This is a genomic window from Sandarakinorhabdus oryzae (assembly GCF_009733735.1).
GTDB lineage: Bacteria > Pseudomonadota > Alphaproteobacteria > Sphingomonadales > Sphingomonadaceae > Sandarakinorhabdus > Sandarakinorhabdus oryzae.
In genome coordinates this window covers 1-14,168 of the sequence record NZ_WNJP01000068.1, presented here as the reverse complement: position 1 = coordinate 14,168, position 14,168 = coordinate 1, and the positions used below count along the sequence as shown (strand labels likewise).

The 14,168-nt window shown below is 66.0% G+C and carries 17 protein-coding genes and 2 pseudogenes; 13 read left to right on the top strand and 6 right to left on the bottom strand.

Annotated elements, in window-relative coordinates; translation table 11 throughout:
- Positions 1–184, top strand: a 184-nt coding sequence (locus GJ693_RS17390; protein WP_207789956.1) for a hypothetical protein, incomplete at its 5' end; no start/stop codon positions are given.
- Here GJ693_RS17390 and GJ693_RS08495 read toward each other — a convergent pair.
- Entirely contained in the window at positions 185–700 is a 516-nt protein-coding gene (locus GJ693_RS08495) for a GNAT family N-acetyltransferase (RefSeq protein WP_156255880.1), read from the bottom strand. It abuts the gene before it with no gap.
- Positions 701–792: 92 nt separating this feature from the next.
- On the opposite strand from GJ693_RS08495, the gene GJ693_RS08490 reads away from it, so the two are divergent.
- Positions 793–2,013 carry an MFS transporter gene (locus tag GJ693_RS08490; protein WP_197042061.1) on the top strand — a complete coding sequence of 407 codons (1,221 nt, stop codon included), beginning with the start codon at positions 793–795 and terminating at the stop codon, positions 2,011–2,013.
- 4 nt (positions 2,014–2,017) lie between these two features.
- Here the strand turns inward: GJ693_RS08490 and purC are convergent, their stop codons facing one another.
- Entirely contained in the window at positions 2,018–2,815 is a 798-nt protein-coding gene (gene purC / locus GJ693_RS08485) for a phosphoribosylaminoimidazolesuccinocarboxamide synthase (RefSeq protein WP_156255878.1), read from the bottom strand.
- A gap of 194 nt (positions 2,816–3,009) precedes the next feature.
- On the opposite strand from purC, the gene GJ693_RS08480 reads away from it, so the two are divergent.
- The 6 genes and pseudogenes from GJ693_RS08480 to GJ693_RS17720 all read left to right on the top strand — a co-directional run.
- Positions 3,010–3,327, top strand: coding sequence for a DUF1476 domain-containing protein (locus GJ693_RS08480; RefSeq protein WP_156255877.1), 318 nt, complete (start codon positions 3,010–3,012; stop codon positions 3,325–3,327).
- On the top strand, positions 3,327–3,557 hold the full coding sequence (locus GJ693_RS08475; protein ID WP_156255876.1) for a BolA/IbaG family iron-sulfur metabolism protein: 231 nt from the start codon (positions 3,327–3,329) through the stop codon (positions 3,555–3,557). The genes GJ693_RS08480 and GJ693_RS08475 overlap by 1 nt, the downstream gene beginning before the upstream one ends.
- Before the next feature lie 31 nt (positions 3,558–3,588).
- The gene (gene grxD, locus GJ693_RS08470; protein WP_156255875.1) at positions 3,589–3,921 is read left to right on the top strand and encodes a Grx4 family monothiol glutaredoxin; all 333 of its coding nucleotides are present in this window, start codon (positions 3,589–3,591) and stop codon (positions 3,919–3,921) included.
- An 82-nt stretch (positions 3,922–4,003) separates the two neighbouring features.
- On the top strand, positions 4,004–4,666 hold the full coding sequence (locus GJ693_RS08465) for a hypothetical protein (protein WP_156255874.1): 663 nt from the start codon (positions 4,004–4,006) through the stop codon (positions 4,664–4,666).
- Positions 4,667–4,769: 103 nt separating this feature from the next.
- Positions 4,770–5,363, top strand: a pseudogene (locus GJ693_RS17725) (trypsin-like serine protease); the annotation flags it as partial.
- A gap of 450 nt (positions 5,364–5,813) precedes the next feature.
- Positions 5,814–5,906, top strand: a pseudogene (locus GJ693_RS17720) (PEPxxWA-CTERM sorting domain-containing protein); the annotation flags it as partial.
- A gap of 80 nt (positions 5,907–5,986) precedes the next feature.
- Here the strand turns inward: GJ693_RS17720 and GJ693_RS08455 are convergent.
- Positions 5,987–6,595, bottom strand: a complete 609-nt coding sequence (locus tag GJ693_RS08455; protein ID WP_156255881.1) for a GNAT family N-acetyltransferase — start codon at positions 6,593–6,595, stop codon at positions 5,987–5,989.
- 38 nt (positions 6,596–6,633) lie between these two features.
- The gene (gene hemF / locus GJ693_RS08450) at positions 6,634–7,488 is read right to left on the bottom strand and encodes an oxygen-dependent coproporphyrinogen oxidase (protein WP_156255873.1); all 855 of its coding nucleotides are present in this window, start codon (positions 7,486–7,488) and stop codon (positions 6,634–6,636) included.
- A 206-nt stretch (positions 7,489–7,694) separates the two neighbouring features.
- Between hemF and petA the strand changes: the two genes are divergently transcribed.
- From petA to GJ693_RS08435, 3 genes are read left to right on the top strand one after another with little or no spacing between them, the layout of a single operon-like run.
- Positions 7,695–8,261 (top strand): ubiquinol-cytochrome c reductase iron-sulfur subunit, encoded by a 567-nt coding sequence (gene petA, locus GJ693_RS08445; RefSeq protein WP_156255872.1) that lies wholly within the window; start codon positions 7,695–7,697, stop codon positions 8,259–8,261.
- 11 nt (positions 8,262–8,272) lie between these two features.
- On the top strand, positions 8,273–9,574 hold the full coding sequence (locus tag GJ693_RS08440; RefSeq protein WP_156255871.1) for a cytochrome b: 1,302 nt from the start codon (positions 8,273–8,275) through the stop codon (positions 9,572–9,574).
- A 13-nt stretch (positions 9,575–9,587) separates the two neighbouring features.
- The gene (locus GJ693_RS08435) at positions 9,588–10,409 is read left to right on the top strand and encodes a cytochrome c1 (protein ID WP_156255870.1); all 822 of its coding nucleotides are present in this window, start codon (positions 9,588–9,590) and stop codon (positions 10,407–10,409) included.
- A 151-nt stretch (positions 10,410–10,560) separates the two neighbouring features.
- Here GJ693_RS08435 and GJ693_RS08430 read toward each other — a convergent pair whose 3' ends face one another.
- Positions 10,561–10,887: a DUF6481 family protein gene (locus tag GJ693_RS08430; RefSeq protein ID WP_156255869.1), complete on the bottom strand. Its 327-nt coding sequence runs from the start codon at positions 10,885–10,887 to the stop codon at positions 10,561–10,563.
- Positions 10,888–10,898: 11 nt separating this feature from the next.
- Positions 10,899–12,992: a molybdopterin dinucleotide binding domain-containing protein gene (locus GJ693_RS08425; protein WP_156255868.1), complete on the bottom strand. Its 2,094-nt coding sequence runs from the start codon at positions 12,990–12,992 to the stop codon at positions 10,899–10,901.
- 105 nt (positions 12,993–13,097) lie between these two features.
- Between GJ693_RS08425 and GJ693_RS08420 the strand changes: the two genes are divergently transcribed.
- Together GJ693_RS08420 and GJ693_RS08415 are read left to right on the top strand one after the other, a co-directional pair.
- Positions 13,098–13,739, top strand: a complete 642-nt coding sequence (locus tag GJ693_RS08420; protein WP_156255867.1) for a Pr6Pr family membrane protein — start codon at positions 13,098–13,100, stop codon at positions 13,737–13,739.
- A 4-nt stretch (positions 13,740–13,743) separates the two neighbouring features.
- Positions 13,744–14,168 (top strand): AMP-binding protein (locus GJ693_RS08415; protein WP_156255866.1); only part of this gene is annotated, 425 nt, incomplete at its 3' end.

Below are 14,168 nucleotides of genomic sequence, written 5' to 3'. Positions count from 1 at the left end.
GCCGCCCCCGCCACCGCCACCGCCGCCGGCACCCGCCGCGGCACCCATGCCCTTGATGGCCGCCGCCACGCCGACAGTAGCTGCTGCCGCGCCGGTGAAGGCGCCGGGCCTGTTCTGGCCGCTCACCGCGGCGCTGGTCACTTTTGGCGGGATTGCGGCACTGATCGTGTTGGGCAGCAATTAATCAGGCGAGCCGTTTCGTGTAATATGTGGTGGGCGCCATCGCGCCGTCGGGCATCAGCGCATAGGCCGGGATGTCGCCCACCTTTTCCCACCCGCAGCGCTCATAAAGCCGTGCCGCGGTCGATCCGCTGATCGTGTCGAGCACCAGCGTGGTGCGCCCCTGGCTGAAGGCGACATGCTCCACGGCTGACAGCAGGGCCGCGCCCAGGCCCAGGCGTTGCGCCCGGGCCGCCACCATCATCTTGGCGACATCGGCGCGGTGCGGCTGGTTGGGCATGGTGGCAGGCACCAGCGTCACCGTGCCGGCCACGCCCTGATCATCCTGCGCCACCAGGATGATCATCTCGCCGCGCGCGGCTGCCGCGAACCGGCCCTGCCACCAGTCCAGCGACTGTGACTGGTCAAAGCCGGCCATGAAGCCGATCGAGGCACCGCCGGCCACCGCCTCCACCATCATGGCGGCAAGGCCAGGCAGCAGGCCGGCATCGGTGGCAGGATCAAGGATGCGGATCAGCATGTTGCCCAGTCTGCCGCAGGCGGGCAGGGCGCGCCATGGGCCAGTTGACGGGCCGGAGCCGCCCCGCCACTGTGCCGGACGGGGAGAAGTTCATGCTGTCACGTCCGTTGCGGTGGGCGATCATCCTGATCGGCGCGGCCATCGCCTTGAACTATATCGATCGCGGCGCGGTGAGCGTGGCGGCGCCGCTGATCAAGGACGAATTTGGCCTTACCAACGAACGCTATGGCGTGATCGTCTCCAGTTTCTACTGGAGCTATGTGCCGGCCCTGGCGCTGGCCGGCTGGCTGGCCGACCGGATGAGCGTGCGCGTGCTGATGGCGCTGGGCGTCGGCACCTGGGCGCTGGCCACGATCGGCATGGGCTTTGTCAGCGCGGCCGGCGGTGTCACCTTCCTGATCATGCTGCGCCTGCTGATGGGCCTGGGCGAGGGCGTGGCCTTTCCCTGCGGCTCGAAGCTGATCGCGCGGGTGCCGGAAGGCGCGCGCGGGCTGGCCAATATCTCGCTGTCGGGCGGGCTCGCCGTTGGTCCGCTGATCGGCACGCTGGGCGGCGGTGTCATCATGAAGCTGTGGGGCTGGCAGGAGATGTTCATCATCTTCGGCCTCATTACCCTGGTCTGGCTGCTGCCCTGGTGGCTGGCCCGCGCCGGCATCGAGGAAGGCGAGGGCAAGACGACGCCCACCACCGAAGCGGCCACCCCGCTGGCCGCCGTGCTGCGCCAGCCCGGTTTCTGGGCGACCACGCTGCTGCATCTGGCCGCGACCTTCCCGCTCTATTTCATCGTTGGCTGGCTGCCGCTGTGGCTGGTCAAGGCGCGCGGCTTCTCGATCATCGACATGAGCCTGCTCACCTCGGTCTTCTATGTCGCGCAGATTGCGGGCGGCACGCTCAGCGCCTGGGCCATCGATCGGGCGATCCGGGCGGGCGGTGACGGCTCGGTCTGGCGGCGCCGCATGCTGTTCGGTTCGGTGGCCGCCTGCGTCACCGGCCTGCTGTTGCTGCCCGACATCCAGGGCTGGCTGCCGCTGATCGGGCTGATCGCGGTCACCGGTTTTGGCTATGGCCCGGTGCCCAACCTGCTGTTCGTCATCGGCCAGACCATGGCGGGACCGGCATCGGCGGGGCGTTGGGTGGGGGTGCAGACCAGCCTGGGCAATCTGTCGGGCGTGATCGGCCCGGTGATGACCGGCATCATCGTCGATGCCGCTGGTTACCGCCCGGCCTTCATCGTCACCGCCGCCATTGTTGGCGCCGGAACGATCATCTTTGGCCTGGTGGTGCGCCGGATCGAACCGGTGCGCTGGGCGTGAAGCCCTATTCGGGGGTTGCCGGCTTTTCCTTCCCGCGCGCCTTCCTGTGCTCTTCCAGGTCGAGCACGGCCGGCTCGTCCTCGGTCAACAGGCCCAGGCGACGGGCGACTTCCTGATAGGCCTCGACCTCGCCGCCCAGATCGCGGCGGAACCGGTCCTTGTCCATCTTGTCGCCGGTCTTCATGTCCCACAGGCGGCAACCATCGGGGCTGATCTCGTCGGCCAGGATCACCCGGCTGAACTCGCCGTCGAACAGTCGGCCGAATTCCAGCTTGAAATCCACAAGGCGGATGCCGACAGCGGCGAACATGCCGGCCATGAAGTCGTTCACGCGGATCGCCATGTCGGCGATGTCGTGCATCTCGTCCTGGCTGGCCCAGCCGAACGCGGCGATATGCTCGTCGCTCACCAGCGGATCGCCGAGCGAATCATCCTTGTAATAATATTCGAGGATGGTGCGCGGCAGCATGGTGCCTTCCTCGATGCCGAAGCGCTTGGAAATGCTGCCGGCCGCGACGTTGCGCACCACCACCTCGATCGGGATGATCTCCACCTGGCGCACCAGCTGCTCGCGCATGTTGAGACGGCGGATGAAGTGGGTGGGGATGCCGATCATGGCCAGCAGCGTGAAGACATGTTCTGAAATGCGGTTGTTGAGCACGCCCTTGCCGCTGATCGTGCCCTTTTTCTGGGCATTGAAGGCCGTGGCATCATCCTTGAAATACTGGATGAGCGTGCCCGGTTCCGGGCCTTCATACAGGATCTTGGCCTTGCCTTCGTAGATCTGGCGACGGCGGGTCATGGGATGCCTTTCTCTGGCCGTTCGAGGGCGGCAGGCCTGGGCCACCGCCGGCAATGCAGCAGCGCCCGACCAGCCTAGCATGGCGGTCAGGCGCGGGGGAGTGCCCATAGCCGCAAAGCGGCGAGCACACAATGATTGAACAGCCGGCTCAGCTTCCCTATCTGGAAGGCCTGACCCGCCTGGGAGCACGACGAATGACGACCTTCGACAGCCGCGAGAATGCCTTCGAGAACAAGTTCGCCCACGATGCCGAAACCCGCTTTCGCATCCTGGCCCGCCGCGACAAGCTGATCGGCCTGTGGGCGGCAGCCAAGCTGGGCAAGGAAGGTGCCGCGGCTGAGGATTATGCCAAGACGGTCGTGCTGTCTGACCTGGAAACACCGGGGGACGATGACATCATCGCCAAGCTGCACGGCGATCTTTCTGGCCTGGGCGTCGGCGTGAACGACATCAAGGCGATGCTGCTGGAGAAACTGGCCCAGGCCGAACACCAGATCAGCGGAGACGCCTGATGCCGATGGCGGCGGCCGACATCGAATCGGCGATCCTGGCAGCGTTGCCCGGCGCGCGTGTGGAGATCACCGATCTGGCCGGTGACGGCGATCATTATGCTGCCGTCGTGACCGCGCCACAGTTCGCCGGGCTGACCAGGGTTGCGCAGCAGCGGCTGGTGTATAATGCTCTGGGTGGGCGCATGGGGGGTGCGCTGCACGCTCTCAAATTGACCACGGTTGCGGCCTGAACGTCCGCGCAGCTTGCCAAGGAAGTCCCCGATGACCAATCCCACCCACGCGCGTATCGCCGATATCGTCAACAGCAACGACGTCGTGCTGTTCATGAAGGGCACGCCCTTTTTCCCGCAGTGCGGCTTTTCCTCCACCGCAGTCGCCATCCTCGAGCGGCTGAATGTCGCCTTCGAAAGCGTCGACGTGCTGGCCGACATGGAAATCCGCCAGGCCATCAAGGAATACAGCGACTGGCCGACCATCCCCCAGCTCTATGTGAAGGGCGAATTCGTCGGCGGCAGCGACATCATGATGGAGATGTTCCAGGCCGGTGAACTGCAGGCACTCGTGGCCGAGGCCGGCGTCAAGCCGGCGGCCTGAGCCGGCCGGGCCGCACGACTTGCCACAGCCACACGCGCAGACACTTTCCGCTTCCGGCCTGTGGGACGCCATGGCCACGGCCATGATGTCTGATCTGGGGCGTCTGTTCTTCATGGTGGCGCCATTCACCATCCTGCCGGTGGTGGCGATCGACCTGTTCGGACCGGAACCGGCGACCAGCCTGGCCAAGATCAGCAACCAGCAGCTGCTGATCGGTCTGGCGCTGCCCAGCCTCGTTGCCGCCTTCGGCCAGCTTGCCGCCACCCACCTGGTGCTACGCCGTGACCTGACGCCGCGCGATTCGCTCAATGCCGCAGTTGCGGCCTTTCCGCTGTTTGCGCTGGCGCAGGTGATGATGGCGCTGCCGGTCGGGCTGGGCCTGCTGCTCGTCATCCTGCCCGGCCTCTGGCTGTTCGGGCGGTTCCTGTTCCTGTCCGGCGCCGTTGTGCTTAACGAGCCGGCAGCGCCGCTGCAGCTGGTCCAGCGCTGCTGGGCGCTCACCGCCGGCAACAGCCTGCCGCTCACCATCTTCCTCGTGCTGGGCCTGTTTGGTGCGATCGGGATCGGTCTGATGGCGGAAGGTGCCGGTGCCGTGCTTGACGTGGTGGCACGCTTCCTCGGCGCGCCCTCGGTCGGCAATTTCCTGCACGCACTGATGCCCGGCATTGGCAATTGCTTCGTGACCGTCGGCATCGGCGCGGCCGGCGCCGCGGCCTACCGGTTGCTCGCGCCCAACCGCAGCTGAACCAATTTTGCGGTTTTGTGAATCCCCACCAAAGTTACGCTTGCATTGTGTTTAGCTTTGGGAAATATCCTGTTCATCGTTGCGTTATTACAAGGGGGTAATCATGGTTGAGTTTCGTGCAGTGGCGCAGGCTGGCGCCCTGATGGCACTGGCGGCCGGCGCATCCGCCGCCCAGGCCGAGCTTCCCAAGGTCAACATGGCCGATTGGCAGTTTGCCCACGATGTGATCGGGCAGACGTCGACCGCCACCGTCGTGGCCGGCGGCAACCCGATCTATGTGCCGAATCAGGCCCAATATCGCAGCACCGTCGGCATCCTGATGGATTATGGCGCGGCTGGCGCGTTCGTGTGCTCGGGCACGCTGATCAACGCCACGTCGGTGGTGACCGCCGCGCACTGCGTGTCGGATGGCGGCAAGGATCGCCCGCTGTCGACCACGGTGTTCTTCAACAGCTCCGACAACGATATCGCGGTCTATGCCAATCAGCCTGGCACCGTGACCCGCTCGGTCGGCTACATCGCGGTCAACAAGCTCTACACCGGCCAGGTCGTCGATCAGAACGACATCGCCGTGCTCCGCCTGAACCAGGCGGCGCCGGATTTTGTCACGCCGGCCAAGCTGTCGGATCTCAACGATCTGACCGGGCTTGATCACATCATCGCCGGCTATGGCTCGCGCTCCACGTCGGGTGGCACCAACGGCACGCTCGGCGCCTTTGGCCTGGGTGTCGGCCGGCTGCGCTATGCCGGCAACCGCTTCGATTTCCGCTTCGGCGATCCCGATTTCGAAGGCTATTTCGACAATGCCTTCGGTGGCGCTGATACCAACCATGTCTGGATCTCGGATTTCGACAACGGCACTGCCTTCCGCGACAACAGCTGCAACCTGGCGTCGTTCGAGTCGGCTGGCGCGCCGGGCATCTTCAGCAAGGCGGTCTTCAGCAGCAGCAAGTATTGCGACCAGGGCCTGGGTGCCTTTGAAGGCATTGGTGCTGGTGGCGATTCCGGTGGCTCCTATTTCGTCGATGGCAAGCTCGTGGCCGTGCACAGCTTCGCGCTCTGGTATCGCGACGACGAATCGGCCAACCGCTTTGGCCAGTTCAAGGGCGCCGTGCCGATCTATCTGCACCGCGACTTCATCGCCGGCGCCGTCCCGGAACCGTCGAGCTGGGCCCTGCTCATCGCCGGCTTCGGCCTGACCGGCGCCACGATGCGCCGCCGCCGCGTTGCTGCGGCATAACAAAGGCGCCGCGGCGCCGCGGCCTGATCCGATTTCCACTGAAAGGCGGCCGTCCTCACCCGAGGGCGGCCGTCTTTCTGTCAGAGCAGCGGCACGCCTGGCGCAGTGTCGGCCGGATAAAGGCCGCTGGCCCGCGGGTCCTCATAAATCTCGACCAGCCGCTCATAGGGCCGGAAGCCGTGGCGCTGGTAAAAGGCCAGCGCGCCAGGGTGATCAAGATCGCAGGTGTGCACCCACACGCGGGTGATCGGCGGGCGGTTCGGCTGTCCCTGCCAGGCCCGTTTCAAGGCATGGCCCATCAGCCAGGCGCCATGGCCGCGCCCGGTCAGTTCCGGCACCAGCCCGACATAGGCCAGCTCACACTGGCCGTCGTCAGCAAAATCCAGCTCGAGCAGGCCCTGCGGGGTGCCATCGCGCCGGCACGCGACAAGCACTTCAAGCGTGGGCGCCCCAAGCGTGGCCGCCAGCGCCGCATCATCCAGCACCAGCCGACCACGCCACAGCCAGGGCTGGCCGATGGCGCGGAACAGCGCCCGATAGCGGTCAAGATCGACTGGCGCCGTCCAGCGCTCCAGCTTGAGCGCGGACTTGACCGGCAGGGCAGGGGCCGGTGGTTCGCGCATCTCGAGGCAGGTGACGATGGTGGCGATGTGCCCGGCCGGCACCGCGATCACCCGCGACGCTACCATGGAGCCGCCGGTCAAGGGAGTCCTTCGGGCGCGCTCGCTCATTCCCAGATGGCCAGCGGCGGCAGGCTCATCAAGATGGCATCGGTGTTGCCGCCGGTCTTCAAACCGAAGGTGGTGCCACGGTCATAGACCAGGTTGAACTCGGCATAGAGCCCGCGATATTTCAGCTGCTGGGTGCGCTGCGCCTCGGTGAAGGGCTGGTGCATCTTGGCGCGCACCAGCTTGGGATAGGTTTCCAGGAAGCAGCGACCGACATCCTGGGTGTAGGCAAAGTCCGCCGCCCAGTCGCCGCTGTTCAAATGGTCATAGAAGATGCCGCCAACGCCGCGATGGCGGCCCCGATGCGGCACCCAGAAATACTCCTCCGCCCATTTCGAGTGCGCCGGGTAATAATCCGGGCTGTGCCGATCGCAGCTGGACTTCACCGCGGCATGGAAGGCCGCGGTCTCGGCATCATCGGGCAGCGCCGGGTTGAGATCGACCCCGCCGCCAAACCAGCGCTTGGTCGTCACCAGCATCCGCGTGTTCATGTGCACGGCCGGCACCAGCGGGTTGGCCGGGTGGATGACCAGGCTGATGCCAGTGGCAAAGAAGCGCGGGTCTTCGGCGGCGCCGTTGATCTGCTTGGCAAAATCCGGGTTGAACTCGCCATAGACGGTGGAGATGTTGACCCCGGCCTTTTCAAACAGCCGGCCCTTCAGGATGCCCATTTCGCCGCCGCCACCATCGCCGCCCGAATGGTCGGTGCGGTTCCACACGCGCTTCTCGAACCGCCCGGCCTCGCCCGGCAGCGCGGATTCATCTTCCAGTTGCTCCAGCATCGCCCAGATGCTGTCACGCAGGGAACGGAACCAGGCCTGGGCGGCCTTCTGCTGGTCATCAAGCTCGATCATGCCCACGCCTTTAGACAGGGAAAAGCCAGCGCGAAACCCCCCAGTGCAGCAGGGAAGGCGCGGCGGCAGTGGCCGCCGCGCCAAAATGTCAGGGGGGTGTGCGGCTTTTCCTCGTTGCGTTGCGGCATCGCCTTGTCTATCCCGGCGACCCTGCGGGCAGGCCGGGTGGCTTGCCGGCCGCTGATCGTATTTCCGGAAGGGACGAAATGGCTAGCGACGTGCGGCAGACAGCTGCCGATGATCTTGCACCCGGCGGTGAGCGCCGCCGCGATTTTCTCTATGTGGCTACGGCGGCTTTTGCCGGCGCCGGTGTCGTGCCGGTGGCCTGGAGCCTGGTCAATCAGATGAACCCGTCGGCCGACGTGCTGGCGCTGGCCTCCGTCGATCTCGACCTGTCGTCGGTGCAGCCCGGCCAGGCCATCAAGGCCAGCTGGCGCGGCAAGCCGATTTTCGCCCGGCAGCTGACGCCGGACGAGATCGCCGCCGCCAAGAAGGTGGACATCTCCACCCTGCGCGATCCGCAGAAGCTGGAAGACCGCACCAAGCCCGGCAACGAGCAGTGGCTGATCACGCTCGGCGTCTGCACCCACCTCGGCTGCGTGCCGCTGGGCGCGGCTGAAGGCGAGTCGCGCGGTGATTTCGGCGGCTATTTCTGCCCGTGCCACGGTTCGCACTACGACACTGCGGCGCGCGTCCGGAAGGGCCCGGCACCGAAGAATCTCGAAGTGCCGCCCTACACGTTCAAGTCGCCCACGTCGGTGACCATCGGCTGAGGACAAGAGACATGAGCTTTCCCTGGGCCAAGCAATATCAGCCGACTTCGGCCGTCGGCAAATGGATGGACGAGCGGCTGCCGCTCACCCGTTTCGTGTTCAACGCGCTCGGGCCGGGCTATCCGACGCCCAAGAACCTGAACGCCTTCTACAATTTCGGCGTGCTCGCCGGCGTGGCGCTGGTGATCCAGATCATCACTGGCGTGGTGCTGGCCATGCACTATGCCGCCAACACCGGCATCGCCTTTGACTCGGTCGAGCACATCATGCGCGACGTCAACGGCGGCTGGATGCTGCGTTACATGCACGCCGTGGGCGCCAGCTTCTTCTTCGGTGTGGTCTATATCCACATCTTCCGTGGTCTCTATTACGGATCCTACAAGCCGCCGCGCGAAGTGCTGTGGATGCTCGGCCTGGTCATCTTCCTGCTCATGATGGCCACCGCCTTCATGGGTTATGTGCTGGTCTGGGGCCAGATGAGCTTCTGGGGCGCGCAGGTCATCACCGGTCTGTTCTCGGCTCTGCCGGTGGTCGGCACCTCGATCCAGACCTGGCTGCTGGGCGGCTTCTCGCCCGACAACGCCACGCTGAACCGCTTCTTCTCGCTGCACTATCTGCTGCCGTTCGTGATCTTCGGGGTGATCATCCTGCACGTTTGGGCGCTGCACATCCCGGGTTCCAACAACCCGACCGGTGTGGACGTGAAGTCGGAAGCCGACACCGTGCCGTTCCACCCCTATTACACAGCGAAGGATTTCGTTGGCCTCGGCGTCTATCTGATCATCTTCTCGGCCTTCGTCTTCTTCATGCCGAACAGCCTGGGCGAGCCGGACAACTACATCCCGGCCAACCCGCTCTCGACGCCGCCGCACATCGTGCCGGAATGGTATTTCTGGCCGTTCTACGCCATCCTGCGCGCCTTCACGACCGACTTCCTGGGCGTGCCGGCCAAGCTGTGGGGCGTGCTGGCGATGTTCTCGTCGATCCTGCTGCTGTTCCTGCTGCCCTGGCTGGACACGTCGCCGGTCCGTTCCAACAACTATCGTCCGCTCAGCCGCCTGCTGTTCTGGGTGTTCGTGGTGGTGGCCGTCGTCCTCGGCGTGTGCGGCGGCAAGCCGGCGGAAGAGCCCTGGGTGCGTCTGTCCCAGGTGCTGACCGCCTATTATTTCGCCCACTTCCTCATCATCCTGCCGATCGTCTCCAAGCTGGAGAAGACCAAGCCACTGCCGGGCTCGATCTCGGAAGCCGTGCTGGCCAAATATGGCAGCAAGGCCGCTGGTGGCGCTGCGCCCGCCGCGCAGCCGGCCGAATAAGGAGACACGAAGCATGATCCGTCTCGGCGCCCTTGCCGTTGGCCTGCTGTTCGTCGTGAACGTCCTGTGGGGTGCTTTGCAGCCCCGCGAGGCCGCGGCGCCCGACATGACCAAGGAACTCCACAAGCATCCGCATGCGATTGCCTGGGCCCACAACGGCCCCGGCAATCTGGGGATCTTCGGCACCTTCGATCGCGGCCAGCTGCAGCGCGGCTTCCAGGTTTACAAGGAAGTCTGCTCGGCTTGCCACTCGATCCACCGCATCGCCTTCCGCGACCTGGCTGACCTTGGCTACAACGAAGCCCAGATCAAGGCGATCGCCGCGGAATATGAGATGCCGGCGCTGGACAACAATGGCGAGCCGACCACCCGCAAGGGCACGCCGGCCGACAAGTTCCCGCTGATCTATCCGAACGAGCAGGCGGCCCGTGCCGCTCAGAACGGCGCCTTGCCGCCGGATCTGTCGCTGATCATCAAGGCGCGCGAAGGCGGTGCGGACTATGTCCACTCGCTGCTGACCGGCTATTCGGACAATGTGCCGAAGGGTTGGACCAAGCCGGACACGCTCTATTACAACCCTTACTTCCGCAGCGTGAACATTGCCATGCCGCCGCCGCTGTCGGCCGATGGCCAGGTGGCCTACACCGATGGCTCGCCGCAGACGGTTGACCAATATGCCAAGGATGTCTCGGCCTTCCTGACCTGGGCGTCAGAACCGAAGCTGGAAAACCGCAAGGAAACCGGCGTGGCCGCGATCATCTTCCTGATCATCATGACCGGCCTTGGCTATATGTCGTACCGCAAGGTGTGGGCGGATGTGAAAAAGCCGGCCTGATCACCAGGCTCGCACGTGGGACCAGGGCGGCCATCCGGCAGGGTGGCCGCCCTTTTTCGTTGGGTCGGCTGTCGTGCTTGCAGCGCAGGACCTGAAACGAAAAACGGCGCCGGAGAACCGGCGCCGTCATCAACCCCGTCGGGCTGAAATCCTATCGCACGCGCTGCTTGCGGGCGGCGTAGCGGGCGTCACGGGCGGCCTTCTGGGCGGCTTCGCGCGAAATCGCTTCCAGGCGCTGCTGTTCGGCCTGCTTCTCGCGCTGGGCGTCCTTGGCGGCGCGTTCCTCGGCCATCTTGCGGGCGCGTTCGGCGCGGGCGGCCTTGGCTTCGGCCTCCTTCTGCGCGCGCTTTTCGGCGCGCAGGCGAGCGGCGGCAATGGCCTCCTCGCTGGGGGCGGCCTGCTTGAACTTTTCCAGCTTGGCCTTCTTGGCTTCGGCGGCGGTCTTGGCGCGGTCTTTGTGATCAGGAAGTTTGAACATAGGCGGTCGCTTTAGCCGTTCGTTCCACTTGCCGCAACTGCGAAGGCGGGCCCAATGGTCACCGGCGTGCCGACCAGCGCCGCCGTGCCCGACAGCACGTCGATCCGCGTGCGCAGCGTCAGGTCATTGTGGCTCACCCCCGGCTTTGCCACCGACAGCCGCACGCCCGGCCGGCCATGGCCGAAACCATGCGGCAGCGAAATGACCCCGGCCATGATCTCGTCGGTGACGCGGGCCGGCGCTGCGACCGTGCCGGCGGCGCTGCTGATCTGCACCAGGTCGCCATCGCCGATGCCTTGTGCGGCGGCATCGGCGGGGTTGATCAGCACGATGCACTTGTCCGGTCCCTTGGCGAGGCGCGGCGCGTTGCCCAGCCAGCTGTTGTTGCTGCGGATATGGCGGCGGCCGATCAACACCAGGCCGGGCTCGGGCTGACGCGCCAGCCAGTCGGCAAAGCGCCCGGTCAGATCGGCGATCACCGCCTCGGGCGCGCAGCGGATGGTCTTGCCCGGCGTGAACAGGCGATCGGGCAGGCGCGGCACGTGCGGGCCCAGATCGAGGCCATTGGGGTGGGCCATCACTTCGGCCAGGCTGTGGCCGCCCTTTTGCAGCATGCGGTCGAGCTGCTCGCGCGGCTGTACCGGTGGCGGCAGATTGATGCCCTGGGCGGCGGCCAGCGCCTGCGCCAGCTCGGCCACCACCTCCCAGTCGCGCTTCTGGCCGTCGAGCGGCTCCCACAGCGCGGGGGAGAATTTGGCGAAGTTGCGAAAGGCGATCGGCGCCAGCAGCAGCGGGTAATGATCCTTGGCCAGAGGCGGACAGGGCGGCAGGATATAGTGTGCCAGCCGCGACGATGCCGTGATCATCGGATCGACGGACACCAGCAGTTCCAGGCCATCCAGCGCAGCCTCCAGCGCGCCACCATCGGGCACGGAGAGCACCGGGTTGCCGGCGATCACCACCAGCGCCTTGACCTGGCCCTCACCGGGCGTGGCAATCTCCTCAGCCAGGCTCACGGCCGGAAACTCGCCCATCACCTCCGGATGGCCGCTCACCCGGCTGAAGAAGCGCCCGCGGCTGCCAGGGCCGGAACTGCCGGCGACATCGACGGCGGGCGAAGAGAACATCACCCCGCCTTCGCGATCGAGGTTGCCGGTGGCGATGTTGAGCAGGTTGATCAGCCAGTGCGCCAACGTGCCAAACGGCGCCGTGGAGACGCCGATGCGGCCATAGATGGCGGTGGGCTGGCCATTGCCCAGTTCGGCCGCCAGCGCGTGGATGGCAGGCACGTCCCAGCCACAGGCGCGGGCGAGATCGGCGATGCGGAACTGGCGCAGCGCCGCCCAGGCGTCGTCCCAGCCCTCCAGCATCGGCGCGAGCCGGCCGGGTTGGACCAGGCCAGCCTCGTCCAGCGCCAGCAACAGCGCGATGAGCAGGGCCGGATCGCTGCCCGGCCGGATGAAATGATGCGCGTCGGCGATGCCGGCGGTCTCGCTGCGGCGCGGGTCAATCACGGTCAGCTTGCCGCCGCGCGCCTGCATCTCGGTGATCCGGCGCTTCACGTCGGGGATCGTCCACACGCTGCCGTTGGAGGCGAGCGGATTGCCACCCAGGATCACCAGGTGGCGCGTGCGCTCGATATCCGGGATCGGAAACAGCGCGTTGTGGCCATAGAGATAATATTGCGCCAGCTGGTGCGGCATCTGATCGACCGTGGAGGCCGAATAGACCCCGCGCACGCCCAGCGCCTTCTTCAGCGCACCGGTCTGCATGCCCAGCGCGAAATCATGCGCGGTCGGGTTGCCGACATAGAGTGCTGCCGCACCGCCAGCGGCACGGATCGCGGCAAACTTCGCGCCGATCTCGGCCAGCGCCGTGTCCCAATCCAGCGCCACCCAGTCGTTACCGACCCGCTTCATCGGGCTGGTCAGGCGGTCAGGGTCCGCCTCCAGATCGGCGATGGCATTGCCCTTGGGGCAGATATGGCCTCGGCTGATCGGATCATCGGCGTCGCCCGTGATGCGCACCACCCGCCGGCCTTCGGTTTCGATCAGCAAACCGCAATTGGCTTCGCAGATATGGCAGGTGCGGGTGTGGACCGGCATGGCGGCAATCTCTCCCCAAAATCTCTCCAATGCCAGCCTATCAGCGCCACCCCCCAATGGCGACAGGCTTTGCGCTGGGCGCTGGCTGCGCTAGCAATCAGGGCCATGAACCTCTGGCTGACTGGCAGATCGCGCATCGCCGCCGTCGTCGTCGCCGTGCTGTGCGGCACGGCGCTGCTGACGCAGTACACGCTGGACATTGTCGAGCGTGGCCGCGACCCCGCCAGCGAAATCCGCCAACTCTATGGCTGGTTCACCATCTGGTCCAACACCGCGGTGGCGCTGATTGCCGGCCATGTCGGGCTGATCGGCCGCGCGCGCGGACCGGCGCATCCGGCGCTGCTGGCGGCGAGCGTGGCGTGGATCCTGGTGGTCGGCATCGTCTACAACACACTGCTCGCCGGTCTCAATCACCCGCCCACGCTGCTGCGCCAGATCATCGATTTCATCTTCCACCGCTTTGCGCCGGTAGCCTGGCCGTTGTGGTGGCTGGCGTTGCGCCCGGCCGGCCGACTGGAATGGCGCCATGTCTGGGCGGTGCTGCCGCTGCCTTTGGTCTATTGCCTGTTCGCCCTCCTGGTCGGCAGCCAGACTGGCCATTATGCCTATTTCTTCATTGATGCGGGCAAGTTGAGCTGGGCGCAGCTGGCAATCAACATCACCGGCTTGGCCAGCCTGTTCGTCGCCGCCATGGCGCTCGCCATCTGGTGGGACCGCCGCGCGGTCCGCGCCCCCATTCAAGGATAAGCCCATGCATCCGTTCCATCACGCCGCCAATCAACCCGAAACGCCGGCGATCATCATGGCCGGCAGCGGCGCGGTGCTGACCTATGCCGAGCTGGAGGCCGAATCCAACCGTATCGCGCACCTGCTGCGCGGTCTGGGCCTGCAGCGCGGTGACTGCATCGCCATCCTGATGCTGAACGAGATCGACTATCTGCCGATCTGCTGGGCGGCGCAGCGCTCCGGCCTGATCTATGTCGCCATGTCGACCAAGCTGACCGCGGACGAGGCCGGCTATATCGCGCAGGATTCAGGCGCCAAGGCGATCTTCTGCTCGCCGGCGCTGGCCGGCGTGGCGGTGGCGGCGACGCCGGGCCTCGCTGCGTCAGCACGCTTCTGCACCGGTGCCGGCGCCCCCGGCTGCACCCGTCTCGCCGATGCCATCGCCGGCCA